This is a genomic window from Streptomyces sp. NPDC058662 (assembly GCF_042716255.1).
GTDB lineage: Bacteria > Actinomycetota > Actinomycetes > Streptomycetales > Streptomycetaceae > Streptomyces.
This window is the reverse complement of record NZ_JBHXRU010000067.1, coordinates 15,896-34,198: the sequence shown is the minus strand read 5'-3', so window position 1 is coordinate 34,198 and position 18,303 is coordinate 15,896. Positions and strand designations below refer to the sequence as shown.

The 18,303-nt window shown below is 73.1% G+C and carries 20 protein-coding genes, 1 pseudogene and 1 riboswitch; of the genes and pseudogenes, 9 read left to right on the top strand and 12 right to left on the bottom strand.

Features of this window, described 5'->3' with window-relative positions; genetic code table 11:
• Positions 1-237: 237 nt before the first annotated feature.
• A complete protein-coding gene (locus tag ACFWUQ_RS22000; RefSeq protein ID WP_384540535.1) occupies positions 238-933 on the bottom strand; it encodes a copper homeostasis protein CutC in 696 nt (231 codons plus the stop codon).
• Positions 934-1,076: 143 nt separating this feature from the next.
• Between ACFWUQ_RS22000 and ACFWUQ_RS21995 the strand changes: the two genes are divergently transcribed.
• Positions 1,077-1,799, top strand: a complete 723-nt coding sequence (locus ACFWUQ_RS21995) for a hypothetical protein (protein ID WP_384540532.1) — start codon at positions 1,077-1,079, stop codon at positions 1,797-1,799.
• 157 nt (positions 1,800-1,956) lie between these two features.
• A complete protein-coding gene (locus ACFWUQ_RS21990) occupies positions 1,957-3,180 on the top strand; it encodes a Cmx/CmrA family chloramphenicol efflux MFS transporter (protein WP_384540541.1) in 1,224 nt (407 codons plus the stop codon).
• A gap of 31 nt (positions 3,181-3,211) precedes the next feature.
• Here ACFWUQ_RS21990 and ACFWUQ_RS21985 read toward each other — a convergent pair whose 3' ends face one another.
• Positions 3,212-3,481, bottom strand: a complete 270-nt coding sequence (locus ACFWUQ_RS21985) for a DUF4031 domain-containing protein (protein ID WP_384540529.1) — start codon at positions 3,479-3,481, stop codon at positions 3,212-3,214.
• A 7-nt stretch (positions 3,482-3,488) separates the two neighbouring features.
• The gene (locus ACFWUQ_RS21980; RefSeq protein ID WP_384540526.1) at positions 3,489-3,869 is read right to left on the bottom strand and encodes a hypothetical protein; all 381 of its coding nucleotides are present in this window, start codon (positions 3,867-3,869) and stop codon (positions 3,489-3,491) included.
• A 100-nt stretch (positions 3,870-3,969) separates the two neighbouring features.
• Here ACFWUQ_RS21980 and ACFWUQ_RS21975 point away from each other — a divergent pair, with 100 nt between their 5' ends.
• The 3 genes from ACFWUQ_RS21975 to ACFWUQ_RS21965 are packed head-to-tail and all read left to right on the top strand — an operon-like array spanning position 3,970 to position 7,546.
• The gene (locus ACFWUQ_RS21975; RefSeq protein ID WP_384540523.1) at positions 3,970-5,004 is read left to right on the top strand and encodes a MurR/RpiR family transcriptional regulator; all 1,035 of its coding nucleotides are present in this window, start codon (positions 3,970-3,972) and stop codon (positions 5,002-5,004) included.
• A complete protein-coding gene (murQ, locus tag ACFWUQ_RS21970; protein ID WP_384540520.1) occupies positions 5,001-5,948 on the top strand; it encodes an N-acetylmuramic acid 6-phosphate etherase in 948 nt (315 codons plus the stop codon). The genes ACFWUQ_RS21975 and murQ overlap by 4 nt, the downstream gene beginning before the upstream one ends.
• Positions 5,949-6,001: 53 nt before the next feature.
• Positions 6,002-7,546, top strand: a complete 1,545-nt coding sequence (locus ACFWUQ_RS21965; protein ID WP_384540517.1) for a PTS transporter subunit EIIC — start codon at positions 6,002-6,004, stop codon at positions 7,544-7,546.
• Between the two features lie 77 nt (positions 7,547-7,623).
• Here the strand turns inward: ACFWUQ_RS21965 and ACFWUQ_RS21960 are convergent, their stop codons facing one another.
• The 3 genes from ACFWUQ_RS21960 to ACFWUQ_RS21950 form a co-directional block, all read right to left on the bottom strand.
• The gene (locus tag ACFWUQ_RS21960; RefSeq protein WP_384540514.1) at positions 7,624-8,028 is read right to left on the bottom strand and encodes a hypothetical protein; all 405 of its coding nucleotides are present in this window, start codon (positions 8,026-8,028) and stop codon (positions 7,624-7,626) included.
• Between the two features lie 159 nt (positions 8,029-8,187).
• The gene (locus ACFWUQ_RS21955) at positions 8,188-8,709 is read right to left on the bottom strand and encodes an amidase (protein ID WP_384540511.1); all 522 of its coding nucleotides are present in this window, start codon (positions 8,707-8,709) and stop codon (positions 8,188-8,190) included.
• Positions 8,706-8,927 (bottom strand): hypothetical protein, encoded by a 222-nt coding sequence (locus ACFWUQ_RS21950; protein ID WP_384540508.1) that lies wholly within the window; start codon positions 8,925-8,927, stop codon positions 8,706-8,708. The genes ACFWUQ_RS21955 and ACFWUQ_RS21950 overlap by 4 nt, the downstream gene beginning before the upstream one ends.
• 115 nt (positions 8,928-9,042) lie before the next feature.
• Between ACFWUQ_RS21950 and ACFWUQ_RS21945 the strand changes: the two are divergent.
• Both ACFWUQ_RS21945 and ACFWUQ_RS21940 read left to right on the top strand, forming a co-directional pair.
• Positions 9,043-9,869: pseudogene (locus ACFWUQ_RS21945) on the top strand (Scr1 family TA system antitoxin-like transcriptional regulator).
• A complete protein-coding gene (locus ACFWUQ_RS21940) occupies positions 9,862-10,116 on the top strand; it encodes a DUF397 domain-containing protein (RefSeq protein WP_384540505.1) in 255 nt (84 codons plus the stop codon). Before ACFWUQ_RS21945 ends, ACFWUQ_RS21940 begins: the two are co-directional and overlap by 8 nt.
• A 4-nt stretch (positions 10,117-10,120) precedes the next feature.
• On the opposite strand, the gene ACFWUQ_RS21935 is transcribed toward ACFWUQ_RS21940, so the two are convergent.
• A complete protein-coding gene (locus tag ACFWUQ_RS21935; protein WP_384540502.1) occupies positions 10,121-11,302 on the bottom strand; it encodes a S8 family serine peptidase in 1,182 nt (393 codons plus the stop codon).
• A gap of 369 nt (positions 11,303-11,671) precedes the next feature.
• On the opposite strand from ACFWUQ_RS21935, the gene ACFWUQ_RS21930 reads away from it, so the two are divergent.
• Entirely contained in the window at positions 11,672-12,037 is a 366-nt protein-coding gene (locus tag ACFWUQ_RS21930) for a protease inhibitor I9 family protein (RefSeq protein ID WP_384540499.1), read from the top strand.
• 248 nt (positions 12,038-12,285) lie between these two features.
• Complete coding sequence (locus ACFWUQ_RS21925; RefSeq protein ID WP_384540496.1) at positions 12,286-12,876, top strand: peptidase inhibitor family I36 protein; 591 nt, start codon at positions 12,286-12,288, stop codon at positions 12,874-12,876.
• A gap of 129 nt (positions 12,877-13,005) precedes the next feature.
• Here the strand turns inward: ACFWUQ_RS21925 and ACFWUQ_RS21920 are convergent, their stop codons facing one another.
• From ACFWUQ_RS21920 to thrC, 5 genes are all read right to left on the bottom strand, one after another.
• Entirely contained in the window at positions 13,006-13,617 is a 612-nt protein-coding gene (locus ACFWUQ_RS21920) for a phosphoribosylanthranilate isomerase (RefSeq protein ID WP_384540494.1), read from the bottom strand.
• A gap of 154 nt (positions 13,618-13,771) precedes the next feature.
• Positions 13,772-15,394, bottom strand: coding sequence for a chaperonin GroEL (gene groL / locus ACFWUQ_RS21915; RefSeq protein ID WP_384540491.1), 1,623 nt, complete (start codon positions 15,392-15,394; stop codon positions 13,772-13,774).
• 363 nt (positions 15,395-15,757) lie between these two features.
• Positions 15,758-15,964, bottom strand: a complete 207-nt coding sequence (locus ACFWUQ_RS21910) for a cold-shock protein (RefSeq protein WP_030009783.1) — start codon at positions 15,962-15,964, stop codon at positions 15,758-15,760.
• Positions 15,965-16,396: 432 nt separating this feature from the next.
• Positions 16,397-16,672 (bottom strand): MoaD/ThiS family protein, encoded by a 276-nt coding sequence (locus tag ACFWUQ_RS21905; protein WP_384540488.1) that lies wholly within the window; start codon positions 16,670-16,672, stop codon positions 16,397-16,399.
• 34 nt (positions 16,673-16,706) lie between these two features.
• Complete coding sequence (gene thrC, locus ACFWUQ_RS21900; protein ID WP_384540485.1) at positions 16,707-17,996, bottom strand: threonine synthase; 1,290 nt, start codon at positions 17,994-17,996, stop codon at positions 16,707-16,709.
• 17 nt (positions 17,997-18,013) lie between these two features.
• A riboswitch (SAM riboswitch) is annotated at positions 18,014-18,168 on the bottom strand.
• Positions 18,169-18,303 lie beyond the last annotated feature (135 nt).

The following is an 18,303-nucleotide window of genomic DNA, read 5'->3' as shown; positions in this document are numbered from 1 at the left end:
GCACCGTTTTCTGCCCGCCCGCGGGGGCGCCGCCCCGCGGGGCGGGGGGCCCCCCCCCCGCCGCCCGGGGGCGCCCCCCCGCCCGCAATGACCGCCGGGCCCGCCCGGGGCACCGCGGGGAGGTCCGGCGGGCCCTGGGCGGGATCAGGCGACGAGCGCCACGGGCCCTGGGCGAGGCGACGAGCGCCACGCCCCTGGGCGGGGTCAGGCGTCGAGCGCCCCGGGCCCCGGCCGGGGTCAGGCGTCTAGCGCCGCCCGCCACTGCGACACCGCCGCGGCCGAGACCGGCCGGGTCCAGCCCGACGGGCGGGCCGCCCCGCCGATGTGGAAGGCGTCGATGCCCGCCCCGCGCAGCACCGGGACGTGCGCGAGGGTCAGGCCGCCGCCCACCAGGAGGCGCGCCCCGTACCCCGGCTCACCGCCGCGCGCCGCCTCCGCCAGGAGGACCGGGAGCCCCTCGTCCACCCCGCCCGCCGCGCCGGCGGTCAGGTACGTGTCCAGCCCCGGCACCTCCGCGAGTGCCTTCCGCAGCTGGTCGCGGTCGGCCGCGCGGTCGATCGCCCGGTGGAACGTCCAGCGGCAGCCCCCCAGCTCGGCCACCACCGCCTCGACCGCCGCGAGGTCCGGCGTGCCGTCCGCGTGCAGGAAGCCGAGTACGAACTCCTCCGCCCCCTCGGCCCGCAGCTCCCGCGCCGCCGACGCGAGCGCCTCGACGTCGCCCGCCGCGAAGCCGTCCGTCCTGCGGAGCATCACCCGCAGCGGGATGTCGACCGCCGCCCTGATCGCCGCGAAGGTCGCGCGCGGCGGGGTGAGCCCGTCGGCGGCCATGTCGGTGACCAGTTCGAGTCGGTCCGCCCCACCGGCCTGGGCCGCGACCGCGTCCTCCGCGTCGAGGGCGATCACCTCCAGGAGGCCACGCGCAGGGTTGCTCATGCGATCCCATCCTTCGAGAAACTGCCCGTAAGGCCCGATACGGCTGTCCGACCAGTATGGAAAATAGGTCTAGTCCAATATCCAGAGTACGGTCCCACGCCCGGGCTCCACCAGCACCATCACGCCACCCCCACAATGTGCGCATGGACACAGGCACCCCGCACACCGACACCGGAGCGCCCGCCGGCGCCCCCACCGCCGCCGCCGCGGGCGCCCCCACCCCCGGCGCCGCCGCCCTCCGCGCCCGTTTCGCCACGGCCGCCACCGCCGCCGGGGCGGCCGCCACCACCGACACCGCCCCCTACGCCGACCGCCTCCTGGCCGCCTGGGCGGAACCGCAGCGCCGCTACCACACCACCGCGCACCTGGCCGACGTCCTCGCGCGGATCGACGTACTGGCGCCCCACGCCGCCGACCCCGCCGCCGTCGAGCTCGCCGCCTGGTTCCACGACGCCGTCTACCGCCCGGACCGGTCCGAGAACGAGGAGCGCAGCGCCGCCCTCGCCGAGCGCGCCCTGCCCGAGCTGGGCGTCGACGCCGCCCGCACCGCCGAGGTGGCCCGCCTGGTGCGGCTCACCGTCACCCACGACCCCGCCCCCGGCGACACCGACGGCGAGGTGCTCTGCGACGCCGACCTGGCCGTCCTGGCCGGCGCCCCGCAGGCGTACGCGGCGTACGCCGCCGCCGTCCGCGCCGAGTACGGCTTCGTGCCCGACGAGGACTTCCGCACGGGCCGCGCCGCCGTCCTGCGTCAGCTGCTCGACCTGCCGAGGCTCTTCCGCACGCCCTACGGCACCGCGCACTGGGAGGCCCCCGCCCGCGCCAACCTCGCCGCCGAGCTCGCGGCCCTGTCTCCGCAGCCGTAGCCGCGGCCGCGCGCACCCGCACCGCACACGGCGTACGCAAGCGCAGAAGCAGGCGCGGAGCGGGCGCGGACGTCACACGCCTGACACACGCGCGGGAATTCGATCCCGTTCGCGGCGGTTGGTGATGGTCATGCCCGCCGCTTCCGCACGCCCCCGCATGCCCGTCGCCGTGTACGTCCTCGGCCTGTCCGTCTTCGCGCTCGGCACCAGCGAGTTCATGCTCTCCGGCCTGCTCCCGCCGATCGCCGAGGACATGGGCGTCACGATCCCGCAGGCGGGCCTGCTCATATCCGCCTTCGCCATCGGCATGGTCGTCGGTGCCCCGCTGCTGGCCGTGGCCACGCTGCGGCTGCCGCGCCGCACCACCCTCGTCTCCCTCATCAGCCTCTTCGGCCTCGGCCAGGTCGCCGGTGCGCTGGCCCCCTCGTACGAGCTGCTCTTCGCCTCCCGCGTGGTCTCCGCCCTCGCCTGCGCCGGCTTCTGGGCCGTCGGCGCGGCCGTCGCCATCGCCATGGTCGACAAGGACCAGCGGGCCCGCGCGATGGCGGTCATGATCGGCGGCCTGTCCATCGCCAACGTCCTCGGCGTCCCCGCCGGCGCCTTCCTCGGCGAGCACCTGGGCTGGCGCTCGGCCTTCTGGTCGGTCGGCGCGGCCTCCGCGGTGGCGCTCGTCGGCATCCTGGCGCTCATCCCGAGGATCCCGCTGCCCGCCGAGAAGCCGCGCCTGGGCCGGGAGCTGCGCATCTACCGCGACCGGCAGGTGTGGCTGTCCATCGGCATCACCGCGCTGGCCGCGGGCGGCGTCTTCTGCGCCTTCAGCTACCTCTCCCCGCTGCTCACGGACGTGGCGGGCCTGGAGTCGACGTGGGTGCCGTGGATCCTGGGCCTGTTCGGCGTGGGCGCCCTGGTCGGCACCACCGTCGGCGGCCGGGTCGCGGACGCGCACCTCTTCGGCGTGATGATCTGGGGCATCTCCGCCTCCACGGTCTTCCTGGCCGCGCTCGCCCTGCTGGCCCCGCTGCACGTCGCGGCGATCGCGCTGTCGTTCCTGATCGGCTTCTCGGCGTTCTTCACCGCTCCCGCGCTCAACGCCCGCATGTTCAACGTGGCCGGCGCCGCCCCCACCCTGGCCGGCGCCACCACCACGGCCGCCTTCAACCTGGGCAACACCGGCGGCCCCTGGCTCGGCGGCAGCGTGATCGACGCGGGCCTCGGCTTCTCCGCCACCGCCTGGGCGGGCGCCGCCATGACCGTCACCGCGATCGCGCTCGCCGTCGTCGCCCTGCGCCTGGACCGCCGTACGCCCGCCCCGACCCGCGTGGTCACCTCCGGCGCGGCGGTGCCCCGGGCGGCCGACGCCGAGGCCGCCACCCGCGCGTGAGCCCCGGGCCCCGCACGGCCGCCGAGACGGCCTACGCCTGCGCCCGGCCCTTCGGCCGGCGCAGGCCCGCCGCCGTGAGCCGGCGCACCAGTTCCTTGCTGCCGACCTCCACCGCCCCGGCGGCCACCGCGTCCGCGTAGCGGTACGAGGGCACGTCGTAGTGGTCCCGTTCGAACGCCCGCGGCGGGCAGCCGACGGCGGCCGCGAAGGCGTGCAGCTCCTCGTACGAGACGTCGCTGACCAGGTGCGACCACATGCGGCCGTGGCCGGGCCAGGTCGGCGGGTCGATGTACACCGTCATGGGCGGTTCACCGGTCGCCGGAGCTCAGGACGGGGCCGAGGCCGCCCACCGACGCCACCCGGACGCCCGCCTCCGAGCACACCCAGTGCGGGTCGGGCCCCAGCTCCGGCTCCACGTCCAGGGCGTGCGGATCGCCGTGCCCGCAGACCGGGCACAGCGGCCAGCGCCCGTACTTCTCCAGCAGGGCGTCCTGGACGTCCTGGGCGACGAGTCCGGGAAGGAAGTCGACCCCCTCCGGCCACTGCTCCACCCACCAGCGGCGGTGCGTGACCGAGTCCTCGACGAGGGAGACGACATCGGCGTCGGCGACCTTCGCCGCGGCGAGGTCGGCGAGAACGAGTGCGCGGGCGACGTGCAGCGCCTGCTCCAGGGGGGTTGCGCGATCCATGCGCCCATTGTGGACCCGTACGGCCCAACGGGCGAAGGTCCCCACCCCCTCACGCGTACGGCTTCTTGACGCCCCCCACGGCTGAAAATAGATTTCAGAGGTGAGCGAGAAAGCGAAAGAAACTTTCACGCCGGTGGGCGGCGGCGCCACCCCGGCCGCGTCCGACCCGGCCCGGCCGCCCGCCCCACCGGCCCCACCGCGGTCGCCCGCCCCCGCGCCCGCCGAGCTGCGGGCCCGCGTCCGGGCCCTCGCCCCGTCCATGACCCGCTCCATGCAGGCCGTCGCCGAGGCCGTGGCCCACGACCCGGCCGGCTGCTCCCGGCTCACCGTCTCCGCCCTCGCCGAGCACACCGGCACCAGCGAGGCCACCGTCGTCCGCACCGCCCGCCTCCTCGGCTACCCCGGCTACCGCGACCTGCGCCTCGCGCTGGCCGCCCTCGCCGCCCAGCAGGAGTCCGGCGCCGCTCCCGCCGTCACCGTCGACATAGCGGTCGACGACCCCATCGAGGACGTCGTCGCCAAACTGGCGCACGAGGAGGCGCAGACCCTCGCCGACACCGCCGCCGGCCTCGACCTCGGCCGGCTGGCCGCCGCCGTCACCGCGCTCGCCACCGCCGGCCGCATCGACATCTACGGCGTCGGCGCCTCCGCGCTCGTCGGCCAGGACCTCGCCCAGAAACTCCTCCGCATCGGCCTCGTCGCCCACGCCCACAGCGACCCCCACCTCGCCGTCACCACCGCCGTCCAACTGCGCCCCGGCGACGTGGCCGTCGCCGTGACCCACTCCGGCTCCACGGTCGACGTGATCGAGCCCCTCCGCACGGCCTTCGAACGCGGCGCCACCACCATCGCCCTCACCGGCCGCCCCGGCGCCCCCGTCTCCCACTACGCCGACCTCGTCCTGGCCACCTCCGCCGCCCGCGAGAGCCGGCTGCGCCCGGCCGCGATGTCCAGCCGGACCAGCCAGCTCCTCGTCGTCGACTGCCTGTTCGTCGGGGTCGCGCAGCGGACCTACGAGACCGCCGCGCCCGCCCTCGCCGCCTCGTACGAGGCCCTCGCACCCCGCCACCAGTACCCCGTACCGCCCGGCAGGCGCAGCCGCCGCACCGAACCCCGCCAGGAGCACCGCCCATGAGCGCCCACGCCGCACTCCGCGCCCAGCTGGAGACCCTGACCACCGAGGCCTTCCGTCCCGAGCTGGCCGAGATCGACCGGCTGTCCACGCTCGACATCGTCCGCACCATGAACGCCGAGGACGCCACCGTCCCGGCCGCCGTCGCCGGGCAGCTGCCGCGGATCGCGGCCGCCGTCGACGCCATCGCCGCGCGCATGGCCCGGGGCGGCCGGCTGGTCTACGCGGGGGCCGGCACCGCCGGACGGATGGGCGTCCTGGACGCCAGCGAGTGCCCGCCGACCTTCAACACCGACCCGGCCCAGGTCGTCGGCCTCATCGCGGGCGGCCCCCCGGCCATGGTCAGGGCCGTCGAGGGCGCCGAGGACTCCGCGGAACTGGCCGCCGGGGACCTCACCGCGCTGGGCATCGGCCCCGACGACACCGTCGTCGGTATCTCCGCCTCCGGCCGCACCCCGTACGCGATCGGCGCGGTCGAGTTCGCCCGCGGCCGCGGCGCGCTCACCGTCGGGCTCTCCTGCAACGCGGGCTCCGCGCTCGCCGCGGCGGCCGAGCACGGCATCGAGGTCGTCGTCGGACCGGAGCTGCTCACCGGCTCCACCCGGCTCAAGGCCGGCACGGCCCAGAAGCTGGTCCTCAACCTGATCTCGACCGTCACGATGATCCGCCTCGGGAAGACCTACGGGAACCTGATGGTCGACATGCGCTCCTCGAACGAGAAGCTGCGCGCCCGCGCCCGACGCATCGTGGCCCTGGCCACCGGCGCGCCCGACGCGGAGATCGAGGCCGCGCTGACCGCCACCGGCGGCGAGGTCAAGGACGCCGTCCTCGTGATCCTCGGCGGCGTCGACGGCCCGCAGGCCGCCACGTTGCTCACGGCCGCGCAGGGTCACCTCCGCGCGGCCCTCGCCGCGACCCGCTCACCCGCCGGACCACTGACCGGCTGACCACTGACCGGCTGACCGGCTCACCACCCGCTCCCCCGACGCAAGGCGACCACATGTCCACTGACAAGAACCGCGCCACAGCCGCCGCGATCCTCCCTCTGGTCGGCGGCCCGGACAACATCACCTCCGTCGCGCACTGCATGACCCGCCTGCGCATCGGCCTCCGCGACCGGGGCCTGGTCCAGGACGACGCCCTGCGGGCGCTGCCGGCGGTCCTGGGCGTGGTCGAGGACGACACGTACCAGATCGTCCTCGGCCCGGGCGCCGTCGCCCGGGTCACGCCGGAGTTCGAGGCACTGGTGCGCGAGGCCCGGTCAGCATCCCCGGACCCCGCCCCGGCCGGGCAGGGCGCCACCGCCGGGCAGGGCGCCACCGCCGGGCAGGGCGCCACCGCCGACGCGCTGGCGGAACGGGGCGCCGCCCTCAGGCAGGCGCGGAAGGCGAAGAACGCGACCCCGTTCAAGCTGTTCCTGCGCCGTATCGCGAACATCTTCGTCCCGCTGATCCCGGCCCTCATCGGCTGCGGCATCATCGCGGGCCTCAACGGCGTCCTGCTGAACATGGGCTGGCTGCCCGCCCTCGTACCGGCACTGGCCGCGATCGCCTCCGGCTTCATGTCCCTGATCGCCGTCTTCGTCGGCTACAACACCGCCAAGGAGTTCGGCGGTACGCCGATCCTCGGCGGCGCGGTCGCCGCGATCATCGTCTTCCCCGGCGTCGCCAAGATCGACGCCTTCGGCCAGTCCCTCTCGCCCGGCCAGGGCGGCGTCCTGGGCGCGCTCGCCGCCGCGCTGCTCGCCGTGCAGGTCGAGAAGTCGTGCCGCAAGTGGGTCCCCGAGTCCGTGGACGTCCTGCTCACCCCCACCCTCACCGTGCTCGTCTCCGGCCTGGTCACCCTCTTCGGCCTGATGTTCCTGGCCGGTGAGGCCTCCGCCGCCATCGGTACGTTCGCCACCTGGCTGCTCGCCACCGGCGGCGCCTTCGCGGGCCTGGTCCTGGGCGGGCTCTTCCTCCCCCTGGTCATGCTGGGCCTGCACCAGGCACTGATCCCGCTGCACACCACGCTCATCGAGCAGTCCGGCCACACCGTCCTGCTGCCCATCCTCGCCATGGCGGGCGCGGGCCAGGTCGGCGCCGCGATCGCCGTGTACTACCGGCTCCCGCGCAACGGCTCGCTGCGCACCACCATCAAGTCCGCGCTCCCGGCCGGCCTCCTGGGCGTCGGCGAACCGCTGATCTACGGGGTCTCGCTGCCGCTCGGCCGGCCCTTCATCACGGCCTGCGCCGGCGGCGCGGCGGGCGGGGCGTTCATCGGCCTGTGCAACCAGCTCGGCACGGCCTTCGGCTCCACCGCCATCGGCCCCTCGGGGTGGGCCCTGTTCCCGCTGCTCGACGGCACGTCGGGCATGGGCGCGACCATCGCCGTCTACGGGGGCGGCCTGGCCGTCGGCTACCTGGCGGGCTTCGTCGCCACGTACTTCTTCGGCTTCACCCGGCAGATGCTGGCCGACCTGGACACCGACCCGGACCCCTCGGCCCCGGCCGGCCCGGCGACCCCGTCGGCGGCCGCGTCCGGCAAGGAACCGGCCCTGACCTGAACGGCCTGACCTGAACGGGCCGCACCTGCGCGGCCGGACCCGAGCGGGCCGGGACCTGAACGGGCCCGGCCCCGGCCTCAGTTCTGGATGAGCCGCACCACGAACGCGAAACAGGCGGCCGCCAGCAGGACGACGGTGTACCCCGCGACCAGCCTGCGGCGCCCCCGCCGCAGGCTGCCGACCGCCGAGGCGAGCCCGACCCCGGCGGCAGCCACCCCCAGCACTCCGAGCACCGCGGCCGTCCAGTACGCCCAGCCGTGCTCCCCGAGGAACCGCAGCAGCACGTTGGCGGACACCAGCAGCACCAGCGCCGGCAAGCTGTCCGCGCTCGACACCTCGCCGGACTCCGCCTTCCCGGCCGACCGCTCCGCCCGCCGGTTCACCGGGCCGGCATCCCCGTCCGGGTGCCCCGCCTCCCCCTCCGCCGCCCCGGCCGACCGCTGCGGCGTCCCGCGCACCTGCGCCGCGTCCCGTTCCGACATCCCCGCGCCTCCCCCGTACCGGCGCGCCCGGTACGCACCGCCTCCGGCGAAGACGCCGGTCCCGCCCCCCGGGTTGCCCCGCCCCGTCACCCGGCCGCCCGCGCCCCGACACAGGTCGGCGTGACAGGGCGGTGCTCGGCGGCGGCGTCCCGCCGTCGGTCACCCGTCCCCGCCCCCGCCTCCGGCGGCGGACCGCAGGAAGTCCGCCAGGTCGGCCACGCCGTAGCCGAGCTTCGGCCCCCGCTCGGCCGCCATCAGGAGCAGCTGCCCCACGATCTCGGCGCCCCAGCCGTCCGTACCGTCCGCCGACCACTCCCACAGCCGGTCGACGCCGAGCCCGGTCATCAGCAGCCCGTGCCCCGTACGCACCTCCGCGCAGAGCTCCGCCACCGCGTCCAGCAACCGCCCGCCGGGCCGTTCGCACCGCAGCCCCAGGCACCCCCCGAGGTCCTCGACCGCGCACCCCCGCGGCGGGCTCGCACGGAGCCCCTCGTAGCGCGGGTCGTCGAACCCGGGATACCCCTCCACCGGGCAGTGCACCAGCGTGAACCGCTGCCACCCGGGCCGCGCGGGCGCCTGCGGCCCGCCGGACGCTCCGCGCGGCGCCAGGGCCGTCTCCAGTCCGCGCAGCTTCCAGCCGAGCTCGAAGGCGAACTGCGCGGCGTCGACCGCCTCGCTCACCGGCCCGCCGCCCGCTCGTGCAGGACCGCGGCGAGCCGCAGCGCGGTGTCCAGGTTGCACCGGCCGAGGTCCACGAGCGGCAGACCGTAGGTGCCGGCGGCGGAGACCCGTTCCACATCGAGCGAGGGGAAGAGCACCCCCACCCCGGCGAGGGACTCCCTGAGCTGCTGGACGGCCTCTTCCGCCGCCTGCATGCGCTCCCGTGGGGTGAGCACCATGACATGTCACCTTTCTACTCTGAGTATCCGACTTCGACACTCAGCGTGGCGACGCGCTGGCTAGCCTTTCAAGTGCGGTTGCCGAACAACCCCGCATGTTGCCGAGGGAGTTGCCATGCCACCAAAAGACCTCGATCCCTCCTCCTCACCCCGCGCCCTCCTCGGCGCCGAACTCCGCGTCGCGCGCGAGCGGGCCGGCAGAGCCAGGCCGAGTTGGGCGAACCCCTCTTCGTCAGCGGCTCGTTCATCGGCCAACTGGAAGCCGGCACACGCCGCATGCACCTCGACTTCGCGAAGCAGATCGACGACATCCTCGACACAAGCGGCTTCTTCGTCCGCAACTGCGGGGCCGCGGCCAAGTCCAAGTACCCCGACCACTTCGCGGCTGCGGCCGAGGCGGAAGGGCTGGCGACGGCCATCCGGGAGTACGCGCCGCAGCTCATTCCGGGACTGCTCCAGACGGAGGCGTACGCGCGGGAGGTGTTCCGTGCGTACCAGCCGACGGCTACAGAGGAGACCATCGACGAGTTGGTGGCAAACCGGCTTGCCCGTGCCGCACTCCTGAGTGATCCAACAACCCCGTTGCTGTGGTGTGTACTCGACGAAGCCGTCCTGCGTCGGTGCGGGGATAATTCGGTACTGCTGGCCGAAGCGCTGCGCCACATCGCCCGCCTGATCAGGGCACGCAGGGTTATCGCGCAAATTCTCCCGTTCAGCGCGGGCGTGCACGCGGGCTTGGACGGTTCCCTCAAGCTGATGTCCTTCGAGGACGCTCCCCCGCTCGCCTATGTGGATGGCATCGGCATGGGCCAGTTGTTCGATGATCCAGCCACAGTCGCTCGCCACACACTGACCTACGATCTCCTCACGGCCAGCGCGCTGTCACCGCGCGACTCCCTGGCCATGATCGAGTCGGTGGCGGAGGATTACGCACATGACTAGCACGCCTGAGTACAACCTCTCGACTGTCACGTGGCACAAGTCCTCCTACAGCGGCGGCGACGGCGGCAACTGCCTGGAGATGGCCACTTGGCGCAAGTCCACCTACAGCGACGGCACTGGTGGCGACTGCCTCGAAGTGGCCGACGGCCACCCCGGCCTCGTCCCCGTGAGGGACTCCAAGCAGCCCGGAGGCCCGCACGTGGTGTTCCACGCACGGGCCTGGGCGACCTTCGTCGCGGCGCTCTGAGGGGTCAGAGTCCGCCGGTGTACAGCAGCTTGTTCGAACTGCCTACGCCGATGCTGCTCAGGACGTCCTTGGTGGTCTCCTCCTCCAGGAACGCGACGATGTCCTCCGGGGCCGCCTGCGGGTTCTTGGCCTTGTAGAGGGCGGCGACCCCGGCGACGTGCGGCGCGGCCATGGAGGTGCCGCTCAGGGCGACGGATCCGCCGCCGAGCTTCGCGGAGACGATGGCCTCACCAGGGGCGTAGAGGGAAGTGCACGCGCCGTAGTTGGAGAAGCTGGACTCCTCGTCCCACTGGTTGGACGCCGCCACCGTCACCACCTTGGTCGCGGAGGCCGGTGAGACGAGGCAGGCGTCCTTCGCGTCGTTGCCCGCCGCGACGACCGGCAGGACGCCCGCGTCGGTCACGGCGTTCGCGGCGTTGTTGACGGCCTCCGACTTGTCCCCGCCCAGGGAGCCGTTCAGGACGGCCGGCTGCTTGGCGTTCCTGGCCACCCAGTCCAGCCCCGCGATGATCCCCGAGAACTCGCCCGCACCCTCGCAGCCGAGGACCCGGACACTGACCACGTTCGCCTTCTTCGCGACTCCGTAGGTCCTGCCCGCCACCGTGCCGGCGACATGCGTGCCGTGGCCGTTGCAGTCCGCGCCGTTGCGCCCGTCGTTGACGGCGTCGAAGCCGAAGGTGGCGCGCGTACCGAACTCGTCGTGCGCGTATTCGATGCCGGTGTCGAGGATGTACGCCGTCACCCCGGCGCCGTTGCCCTCCGTGGTGTAGCTGTTGTCGAGCGGCAGTCGCTGCTGGTCGATCCGGTCCTGGCCCCACGAGTTCGACGGCGCGCGCAGCGCGCCCGCCGCGCCCCGTGCCGGAGCCGCTTGGACCCTGGCGTCCTGCTCGACCACCTTCACCCCGAGGCTGTTGCGGACGACCGTGAGCTGGAGCGGCGTCAGCGGGACCGCGAAGCCGTTCAGTGCCGACGTGTAGACGAACGACGGCTTCAGGCCCAGCCTCTCCGCCGCCTCCGCGGCGTCCACCCCCTTCTCCAGCGTCACGATGTATCTGCCGGGCAGCGCGTTCGCTGAGGTCAGCAGCGGAGCCGGGGTGGGCTCCGGGGCGGCGGCGGAGGCCGCGCCGGCCGCTACCGGGGTGGCGGTGAGGAGGGCGGCGGCGACCAGGCGTGCGAGCAGGCGCATGGAGGAACTCCCTGACGGGTGGGGGTCGGCGTGGGGGTCGGTGCGGGCAGGCCGCCCCCGCGGCACCATGTGCTTCCGGGGCGGCCCTCACCTCCATCGGTGCCACGTCGAAGCGGGTTGAACCAGGCGCCCTGCCCGGTCGGGCCCGGGCCTTCCCGTGGATCGCCCCTGCCGTACCGGCCGCGGAAAGGGTTGTCCCCCGGTGCGGCGCGGCCACGCCCCCGGTCCGGGCCGCCGCGGGCCGGCCGTCAAGATCACCCGTACGGTCCTGCGCCACCTCAGGGGGCGCGCGGCGGGTGCGCTGCGCGTGCACCCGCCACACCCCCGGACGTCGTTGACCGGCCCAGCACGGCGTGATGCCCTCGCCGCATGCGCACCCGACTGAGCCGAGCCGCCCTGCCCCTGGCCGCCGCCGCCCTGGCCGCCGCGGCCGCCCTGCCCGCCGCGGCCGCTGCCGTACCGGTACCCGTACCCGCGGCACAGGCGGCGGCCCCGGCGGCCGACCATCCCACGTACATCGTCACCGTCCGCCCGGACCTCGACCCGGGCGCCGTCGCCGCCGCCTACGGGATCACGCCGCTGCACGTCTACCGCGACGCCCTGAACGGCTTCGCCGCGCAGCTCTCGCCGGAGCAGGTGGCGGACCTCCGGGCGACGACCTCCGTCGTCCACTCCGTCGAGGCGGACGGCACCGGCTCCGCGCTCGAACCGGTCCGGACCATTCCCGCGGCATAGCCCAATGTGAGTGGCGCACGGCAGATTGACTCATTACCGCCGCGGACTCCCGCCCTCCCCCGGCCCCCCGCACGGAATGCCGGCTTCACGATCCCGACCACCTGCCGCGACACCCCCGGCACGCATCCGCGTACCCGCGCAAGGGGGCATCTGTCCGGCAGGTGCCTGGGGTGCGGGGGGCGGCGGGCCCTAGCGTGTGCGTCGCCCGGGACACCGGGCTCTCGTGACGATGAGGGGACATGATTCCTGTGCGCACGACTGTGAAGATCGCGGCCACCGCCGCGGCCGGCATCCTGGCCGCCGTCGGACTGGCCGGCACCTCCTCCGCCCAGTCGACGCTGGGGCAGACCATCGCCGCCCAGGCCGCCCAGGCGGGCCTGAGCAAGGGTGACGTGGCCGCCCTGCAGCAGCGGATGGACCGGCAGATGGCGCTGACCCCGGGAGGGAAGCAGATAGCCGTCAACCAGGTCGCCTGGCGCGACGGCAAGGCGGTCATGACCTGGCCGCTGCCGGGCGAGACGAGGGCGCGCGCCGTGAACGAGCCCGCCGCGGCGCTCGGTTCACCGAACTGCTCGTACCTGTGGACCTGCCTGTACGAGCACGACCAGTACAACGGCCGCCGGCTGACCTGGTCCGACTGCAACTTCGAGCAGCTGAGTAACTGGGGCTTCCAGGACCGGGCCACCTCCTGGCACAACAACCAGTCCCGCGGGGCGGTGACCCGTGTCTACAACTGGGTCGGGCACTGGGAGCAGCTGTGGGCCTCCACGGCCCCCTCGTCCAGCTCCAACGTCGGCGGCTGGGCCAACGACAAGGCCGACGCCCTCCAGGTCTGCTAGATCGTCTCTCCCGGACCGCTTCGTTCCGGGCCCGCGCCGGGCCCGGAACGGGCCGGACGACGGAACCGGCCCGGCTCCGGAACGGGCCCCGTTCCGCAAGGGGCCCGGTGAACCTCTCCGGTCAGAGCACTAGCGGCCCCGGGCCGCCTCGACGAACGCCCGGATCAGCTCCGGCGACTTCACCCCGCGCTCCCGCTCCACCCCGCTGGACACGTCCACGCCCCACGCCCCGGTGACCAGGACGGCCTCCCGGATGTTGGCCGGGGTCAGCCCGCCCGCCAGCAGCCACCGGCCCTGCGGCGCCGTGAACCGCGCCGAACCCCAGTTCCACGGCTTGCCCGACCCCGGGTCGGGGGCGTCGAGCAGCAGCAGGTCCTCCCCGTACTCCCCGCAGCGCTCCACCGGCTCGGCCGTGGCCCGCAGCAGCGTCCGGCCCGGCGCGCGCAGGTCCCCGTAGTACTCGGGCCCCTCGTCGCCGTGCAGCTGCACGGCCCGGACCCCGCTCTCCTCGGTGAGCCGCCGGACCTCCGCGAGGGGCTGCCCCCGGAACACCCCGACGGTCAGCACCCCGTCCGGCACCCGCCCGGCCAGCTCCCGCGCCTCGGCGGCGCCGACGGTCCGCGGGCTGCCGGGGGCGAAGACGAACCCGACGGCGTCCGCCCCGGCGCCGACGGCCGCGTCGACGTCGCGGGCGGTCCGGAGGCCGCAGATCTTGACGAACAGTGCACTGCTCTCGCTCATACCCCGAGTCAACCAAACCCCCCGGCCCCCCGCCGCCCCGTCCCGCCCACCGGGCGGTCCTCCCGGGCGTCGCCGGGCCGCGGGAACGCCCGAGGGCGGCACCCCGGCAGGGGTGCCGCCCTCGTTCGAGAACAGCCGATCAGCCAGGGGCCGATCAGAAGTCCATGTCACCACCCGGCATGCCGCCGCCCGCGGGGGCACCGGCCTTCTCGGGCTTGTCGGCGATGACGGCCTCGGTCGTCAGGAACAGCGCGGCGATCGACGCGGCGTTCTGCAGCGCGGAGCGCGTGACCTTCGCCGGGTCGATGATGCCCTCGGCGATCATGTCGACGTACTCGCCGGTCGCGGCGTTCAGGCCGTGGCCGATCGGCAGGTTGCGCACCTTCTCGACGACGACGCCGCCCTCAAGGCCGCCGTTGACGGCGATCTGCTTGAGCGGGGCCTCCAGGGCCAGGCGCACGGCGTTGGCGCCGGTCGCCTCGTCGCCCGTGAGCTCCAGCTTCTCGAAGACCGCGGAGGCCTGCAGCAGGGCCACGCCGCCACCGGCGACGATGCCCTCCTCGACGGCCGCCTTCGCGTTGCGAACGGCGTCCTCGATGCGGTGCTTGCGCTCCTTGAGCTCCACCTCGGTCGCGGCACCGGCCTTGATGACGGCCACGCCGCCGGCCAGCTTCGCGAGGCGCTCCTGGAGCTTCTCGCGGTCGTAGTCCGAGTCGGAGTTCTCGATCTCGGCACGGATCTGGTTCACGCGACCGGCGACCTGGTCGCTGTCACCGGCACCGTCGACGATGGTGGTCTCGTCCTTGGTGATGACGACCTTGCGGGCGCGGCCCAGCAGGTCGAGACCGGCGTTCTCCAGCTTGAGGCCGACCTCCTCGGAGATGACGGTGCCACCGGTGAGGATGGCGATGTCGCCGAGCATGGCCTTGCGGCGGTCGCCGAAGCCCGGAGCCTTGACGGCGACAGACTTGAAGGTGCCGCGGATCTTGTTGACGACCAGGGTCGACAGGGCCTCCCCCTCGACGTCCTCGGCGATGATCAGCAGCGGCTTGCCGGACTGCATGACCTTCTCCAGGAGCGGCAGCAGGTCCTTGACCGAGCCGATCTTGGAGTTGACGATCAGGATGTACGGGTCGTCGAGGGACGACTCCATGCGCTCCATGTCGGTGGCGAAGTACGCCGAGATGTAGCCCTTGTCGAAGCGCATGCCCTCGGTGAGCTCAAGCTCCAGACCGAAGGTCTGCGACTCCTCGACGGTGATGACGCCTTCCTTGCCGACCTTGTCCATGGCCTCGGCGATGAGCTCGCCGATCTGGGTGTCGGCGGCGGAGATGGAGGCCGTGGAAGCGATCTGCTCCTTGGTCTCGACATCCTTCGCCTGGGCGAGCAGGGCGGCGGAGACGGCCTCGACGGCCTTCTCGATACCACGCTTGAGGGCCATCGGGTTGGCGCCGGCGGCCACGTTGCGCAGGCCCTCGCGAACGAGTGCCTGAGCCAGCACGGTGGCGGTGGTCGTACCGTCGCCCGCTACGTCGTCCGTCTTCTTGGCGACTTCCTTGACCAGCTCGGCGCCGATCTTCTCGTACGGGTCCTCAAGCTCGATCTCCTTGGCGATGGAGACACCATCGTTGGTGATCGTGGGGGCGCCCCACTTCTTCTCAAGGACGACGTTGCGACCCTTGGGGCCAAGGGTGACCTTGACGGCGTCGGCGAGCTGGTTCATCCCACGCTCAAGGCCGCGCCGGGCCTCCTCGTCGAACGCAATGATCTTGGCCATCTGAAGTGGTCCTCCCGGACAGGGGTGGATTGCTCCGGACCGCGCCCGCGCCCGCGACGGACGGCCTGCGTGCCCGGCGGTTCCTTCCCGCCGGACCCTGCGGGCCTCACCGACCCGGTCCTCGTTTTGTAGCACTCTCAGCAGGAGAGTGCTAACGCCAATGATTAGCACTCGACCCCTCCGAGTGCAAGCGGCTTCGGGCAATGGCCGGTGGGCGCCGCGCGCCGCGCGGGGGCCCGGACGCCTGCCGCACACGGGCCGCGAGGGGCGCCGCACCGGTCCGCGACGCGCGAGGGGCCCACATCCCGTGTCCAGGATGTGGGCCCCTCGTCGTGCACGCGTGGGCGGTCGATCGCGCCAGGACTAGCCGAGTGCGAGCTTGACCATGTCCGCCTGCGGACCCTTCTGGCCCTGCGAGATCTCGAACTCGACCCGCTGACCCTCTTCAAGGGTGCGGTACCCGTCCATCTGGATGGCGCTGTAGTGGACGAACACATCCGCACCACCGTCGACCGCGATGAAGCCGTAGCCCTTCTCCGCGTTGAACCACTTGACGGTGCCCTGAGCCATGCCTAACTCCCCTATTACTGGCCCTTGCGCAGGAACGCACTTCGCGATCCCGGGTCAGAACTTGCGTCGGAACGCGTCGACCGAGGCTGAATGTATCTGCGCGGGTGCTGTCTGCAACAGGTCAATCCGACGAGAATTCTGGACACCCAGATACATTGAAATAGAGTGAAAATTTGGCATCTTCCCGGGCAACTCGGGCCCGGCATATCTCGCCAAAGCCCCATACCGCGCTTGCACATTGACCCGATGTCGACCCTCACGCGACCCGTTCATATGCGGCGGGCAAGTCCAGCGGAGGGGACTTCCCCAACTCTACCGCGCCCAATCAAACAGAATTACCCCCTCCGCTTTTTGACGGAGGGGGTAATAAGGGATTCGCGTGTCAGGCGGGGCATCCGGCCGCGGCGGCCGGACCCCTCCGCGCGGAGCCGGTCAGCCTCCGGCGACGGCGGGGATGATCGAGACGCCGGCGCCGTCCGGCGTCTTCGCCTCCAGCCCGCCCTCGAAGCGCACGTCGTCGTCGTTGACGTAGACGTTCACGAAGCGGCGCAGCTTGCCCTGGTCGTCCAGGACGCGCGCGGCGATGCCCGGGTGGCTCTGCTCCAGGGACTGGATGACCTCCGCCAGCGTGGCGCCCTCGGCGGGGACCTCGGCCCGGCCGCCGGTGTAGGTGCGCAGGATGGTGGGGATGCGGACGTTGACGCTCATGGCGCTACTGCCTTTCCGGGTGCGGGGAGGGTACTCAGGCCAGGCCGGCGGCGCGGAAGGCGTCCAGGCTCGGGCGGATGGTGGCGCTCTGGCCGCTGTCCGCGGCCACCGCCTCCAGGGTCTTGAGGCCGTCACCGGTGTTGAGGACGACGGTGGTCAGCGCCGGGTCGAGCTGCCCGTTCTCGATGAGCTTCTTCGTCACGCCGACGGTCACCCCGCCCGCCGTCTCGGCGAAGATGCCCTCGGTCTGCGCGAGGAGCTTGATGGCCTCGACGACCTGCTCGTCGTTGACGTCCTCGACGAAGCCGCCGGTGCGGCGGGCGATGTCCAGCACGTACGGGCCGTCCGCCGGGTTGCCGATGGCCAGGGACTTGGCGATGGTGTTCGGCTTCTGCGGGCGGACCACGTCGTGCCCGGCCTTGAAGGCCGTAGACACCGGGGAGCAGCCCTCGGCCTGGGCGCCGAAGATCTTGTACGGCTTGTCCTCGACGAGGCCGAGCGCGACCAGCTCCCGCAGTCCCTTGTCGATCTTCGTCAGCTGCGAGCCCGACGCGATCGGGATGACGATCTGGTCGGGCAGCCGCCAGCCGAGCTGCTCGCAGATCTCGTACGCCAGGGTCTTGGAGCCCTCGCCGTAGTACGGGCGCAGGTTGACGTTGACGAAGCCCCAGCCCTCGCCCAGCGGGTCGCCGATGAGCTCGGAGCAGAAGCGGTTGACGTCGTCGTAGTTGCCCTCGATGCCGACCAGGTCGCCGCCGTACACGCCGGCCATGACGACCTTGCCCTGCTCCAGGTCGTGCGGGATGAACACGCAGGACCGGAAGCCGGCGCGGGCGGCGGCGGCGCCGACGGCGCCGGCCAGGTTGCCCGTGGAGGAGCAGGACAGGGTGGTGAAGCCGAAGGCGCGGGCGGCCTCCACGGCGATGGCCACGACGCGGTCCTTGAAGGAGTGCGTCGGGTTGCCGGAGTCGTCCTTGACGTAGAGCTTGCCGGTGACGCCGAGCTCCTTGGCCAGGTTGGCCGCGTCCACGAGCTTGGTGAAGCCGGGGTTAAGGCTCGGCTTGGAGGCCACGTCCGCGGGGACGGGCAGCAGCGGCGCGTACCGCCAGATGTTGTCGGGGCCGGCCTCGATCGCGGCGCGCAGCGCCTCGGGGTCCCCGAGGGGGAGGTCGTAGGCGACTTCCAGCGGTCCGAAGCACTCGGCGCACGCGAAGATCGGACCGAGCTCGAAGCGGGTACCGCACTCGCGACAGGAGAGGCCGGTGGCGGGTCCGAGGTCGACAGAATCCAGGTCGGCGGAGGTGGCGACAGTCTGTGCAGCCATGATGGCGAGGCCCTTTCTCCTCATCTTCCCCATGGCGCACTTCGCCATGAGACGGAATTGGCACCTTCCCTAGCCGGGGACCTCGCTGGCGTGCGTGACGCGAACGCGAGAACCGACTGGAGGGTTGCCGGGGCTTCAACGGGCCGTGTCCCTCTGCCCCTCTGGATGAGCGGTATGGCACCGGGCCGCGCGCTGTGCGGCGCTCCCGGGCGTTTGTGCGCGGGGACCCCCGACATGCGGTGGCCCTTCGCGTTGTTCAAGACTGTAACCGAAGGTCCGGATGGTTGAGACAGCCGTCCGAACCGCG

Excerpts from the sequence above, each read along its gene's own strand:
- thrC (WP_384540485.1), bottom strand. The coding sequence starts at position 17,996 with ATGGCTGCACAGACTGTCGCCACCTCCGCCGACCTGGATTCTGTCGAC.
- ACFWUQ_RS21990 (WP_384540541.1), top strand. The coding sequence starts at position 1,957 with ATGCCCGTCGCCGTGTACGTCCTCGGCCTGTCCGTCTTCGCGCTCGGC.
- ACFWUQ_RS21930 (WP_384540499.1), top strand. The coding sequence starts at position 11,672 with ATGCGCACCCGACTGAGCCGAGCCGCCCTGCCCCTGGCCGCCGCCGCC.
- ACFWUQ_RS21960 (WP_384540514.1), bottom strand. The coding sequence starts at position 8,028 with ATGTCGGAACGGGACGCGGCGCAGGTGCGCGGGACGCCGCAGCGGTCG.
- ACFWUQ_RS22000 (WP_384540535.1), bottom strand. The coding sequence starts at position 933 with ATGAGCAACCCTGCGCGTGGCCTCCTGGAGGTGATCGCCCTCGACGCG.
- ACFWUQ_RS21940 (WP_384540505.1), top strand. The coding sequence starts at position 9,862 with ATGACTAGCACGCCTGAGTACAACCTCTCGACTGTCACGTGGCACAAG.
- ACFWUQ_RS21995 (WP_384540532.1), top strand. The coding sequence starts at position 1,077 with ATGGACACAGGCACCCCGCACACCGACACCGGAGCGCCCGCCGGCGCC.
- ACFWUQ_RS21980 (WP_384540526.1), bottom strand. The coding sequence starts at position 3,869 with ATGGATCGCGCAACCCCCCTGGAGCAGGCGCTGCACGTCGCCCGCGCA.
- groL (WP_384540491.1), bottom strand. The coding sequence starts at position 15,394 with ATGGCCAAGATCATTGCGTTCGACGAGGAGGCCCGGCGCGGCCTTGAG.
- ACFWUQ_RS21935 (WP_384540502.1), bottom strand. The coding sequence starts at position 11,302 with ATGCGCCTGCTCGCACGCCTGGTCGCCGCCGCCCTCCTCACCGCCACC.
- ACFWUQ_RS21965 (WP_384540517.1), top strand. The coding sequence starts at position 6,002 with ATGTCCACTGACAAGAACCGCGCCACAGCCGCCGCGATCCTCCCTCTG.
- ACFWUQ_RS21920 (WP_384540494.1), bottom strand. The coding sequence starts at position 13,617 with ATGAGCGAGAGCAGTGCACTGTTCGTCAAGATCTGCGGCCTCCGGACC.
- ACFWUQ_RS21985 (WP_384540529.1), bottom strand. The coding sequence starts at position 3,481 with ATGACGGTGTACATCGACCCGCCGACCTGGCCCGGCCACGGCCGCATG.
- ACFWUQ_RS21950 (WP_384540508.1), bottom strand. The coding sequence starts at position 8,927 with ATGGTGCTCACCCCACGGGAGCGCATGCAGGCGGCGGAAGAGGCCGTC.
- murQ (WP_384540520.1), top strand. The coding sequence starts at position 5,001 with ATGAGCGCCCACGCCGCACTCCGCGCCCAGCTGGAGACCCTGACCACC.
- ACFWUQ_RS21905 (WP_384540488.1), bottom strand. The coding sequence starts at position 16,672 with ATGAGCGTCAACGTCCGCATCCCCACCATCCTGCGCACCTACACCGGC.
- ACFWUQ_RS21910 (WP_030009783.1), bottom strand. The coding sequence starts at position 15,964 with ATGGCTCAGGGCACCGTCAAGTGGTTCAACGCGGAGAAGGGCTACGGC.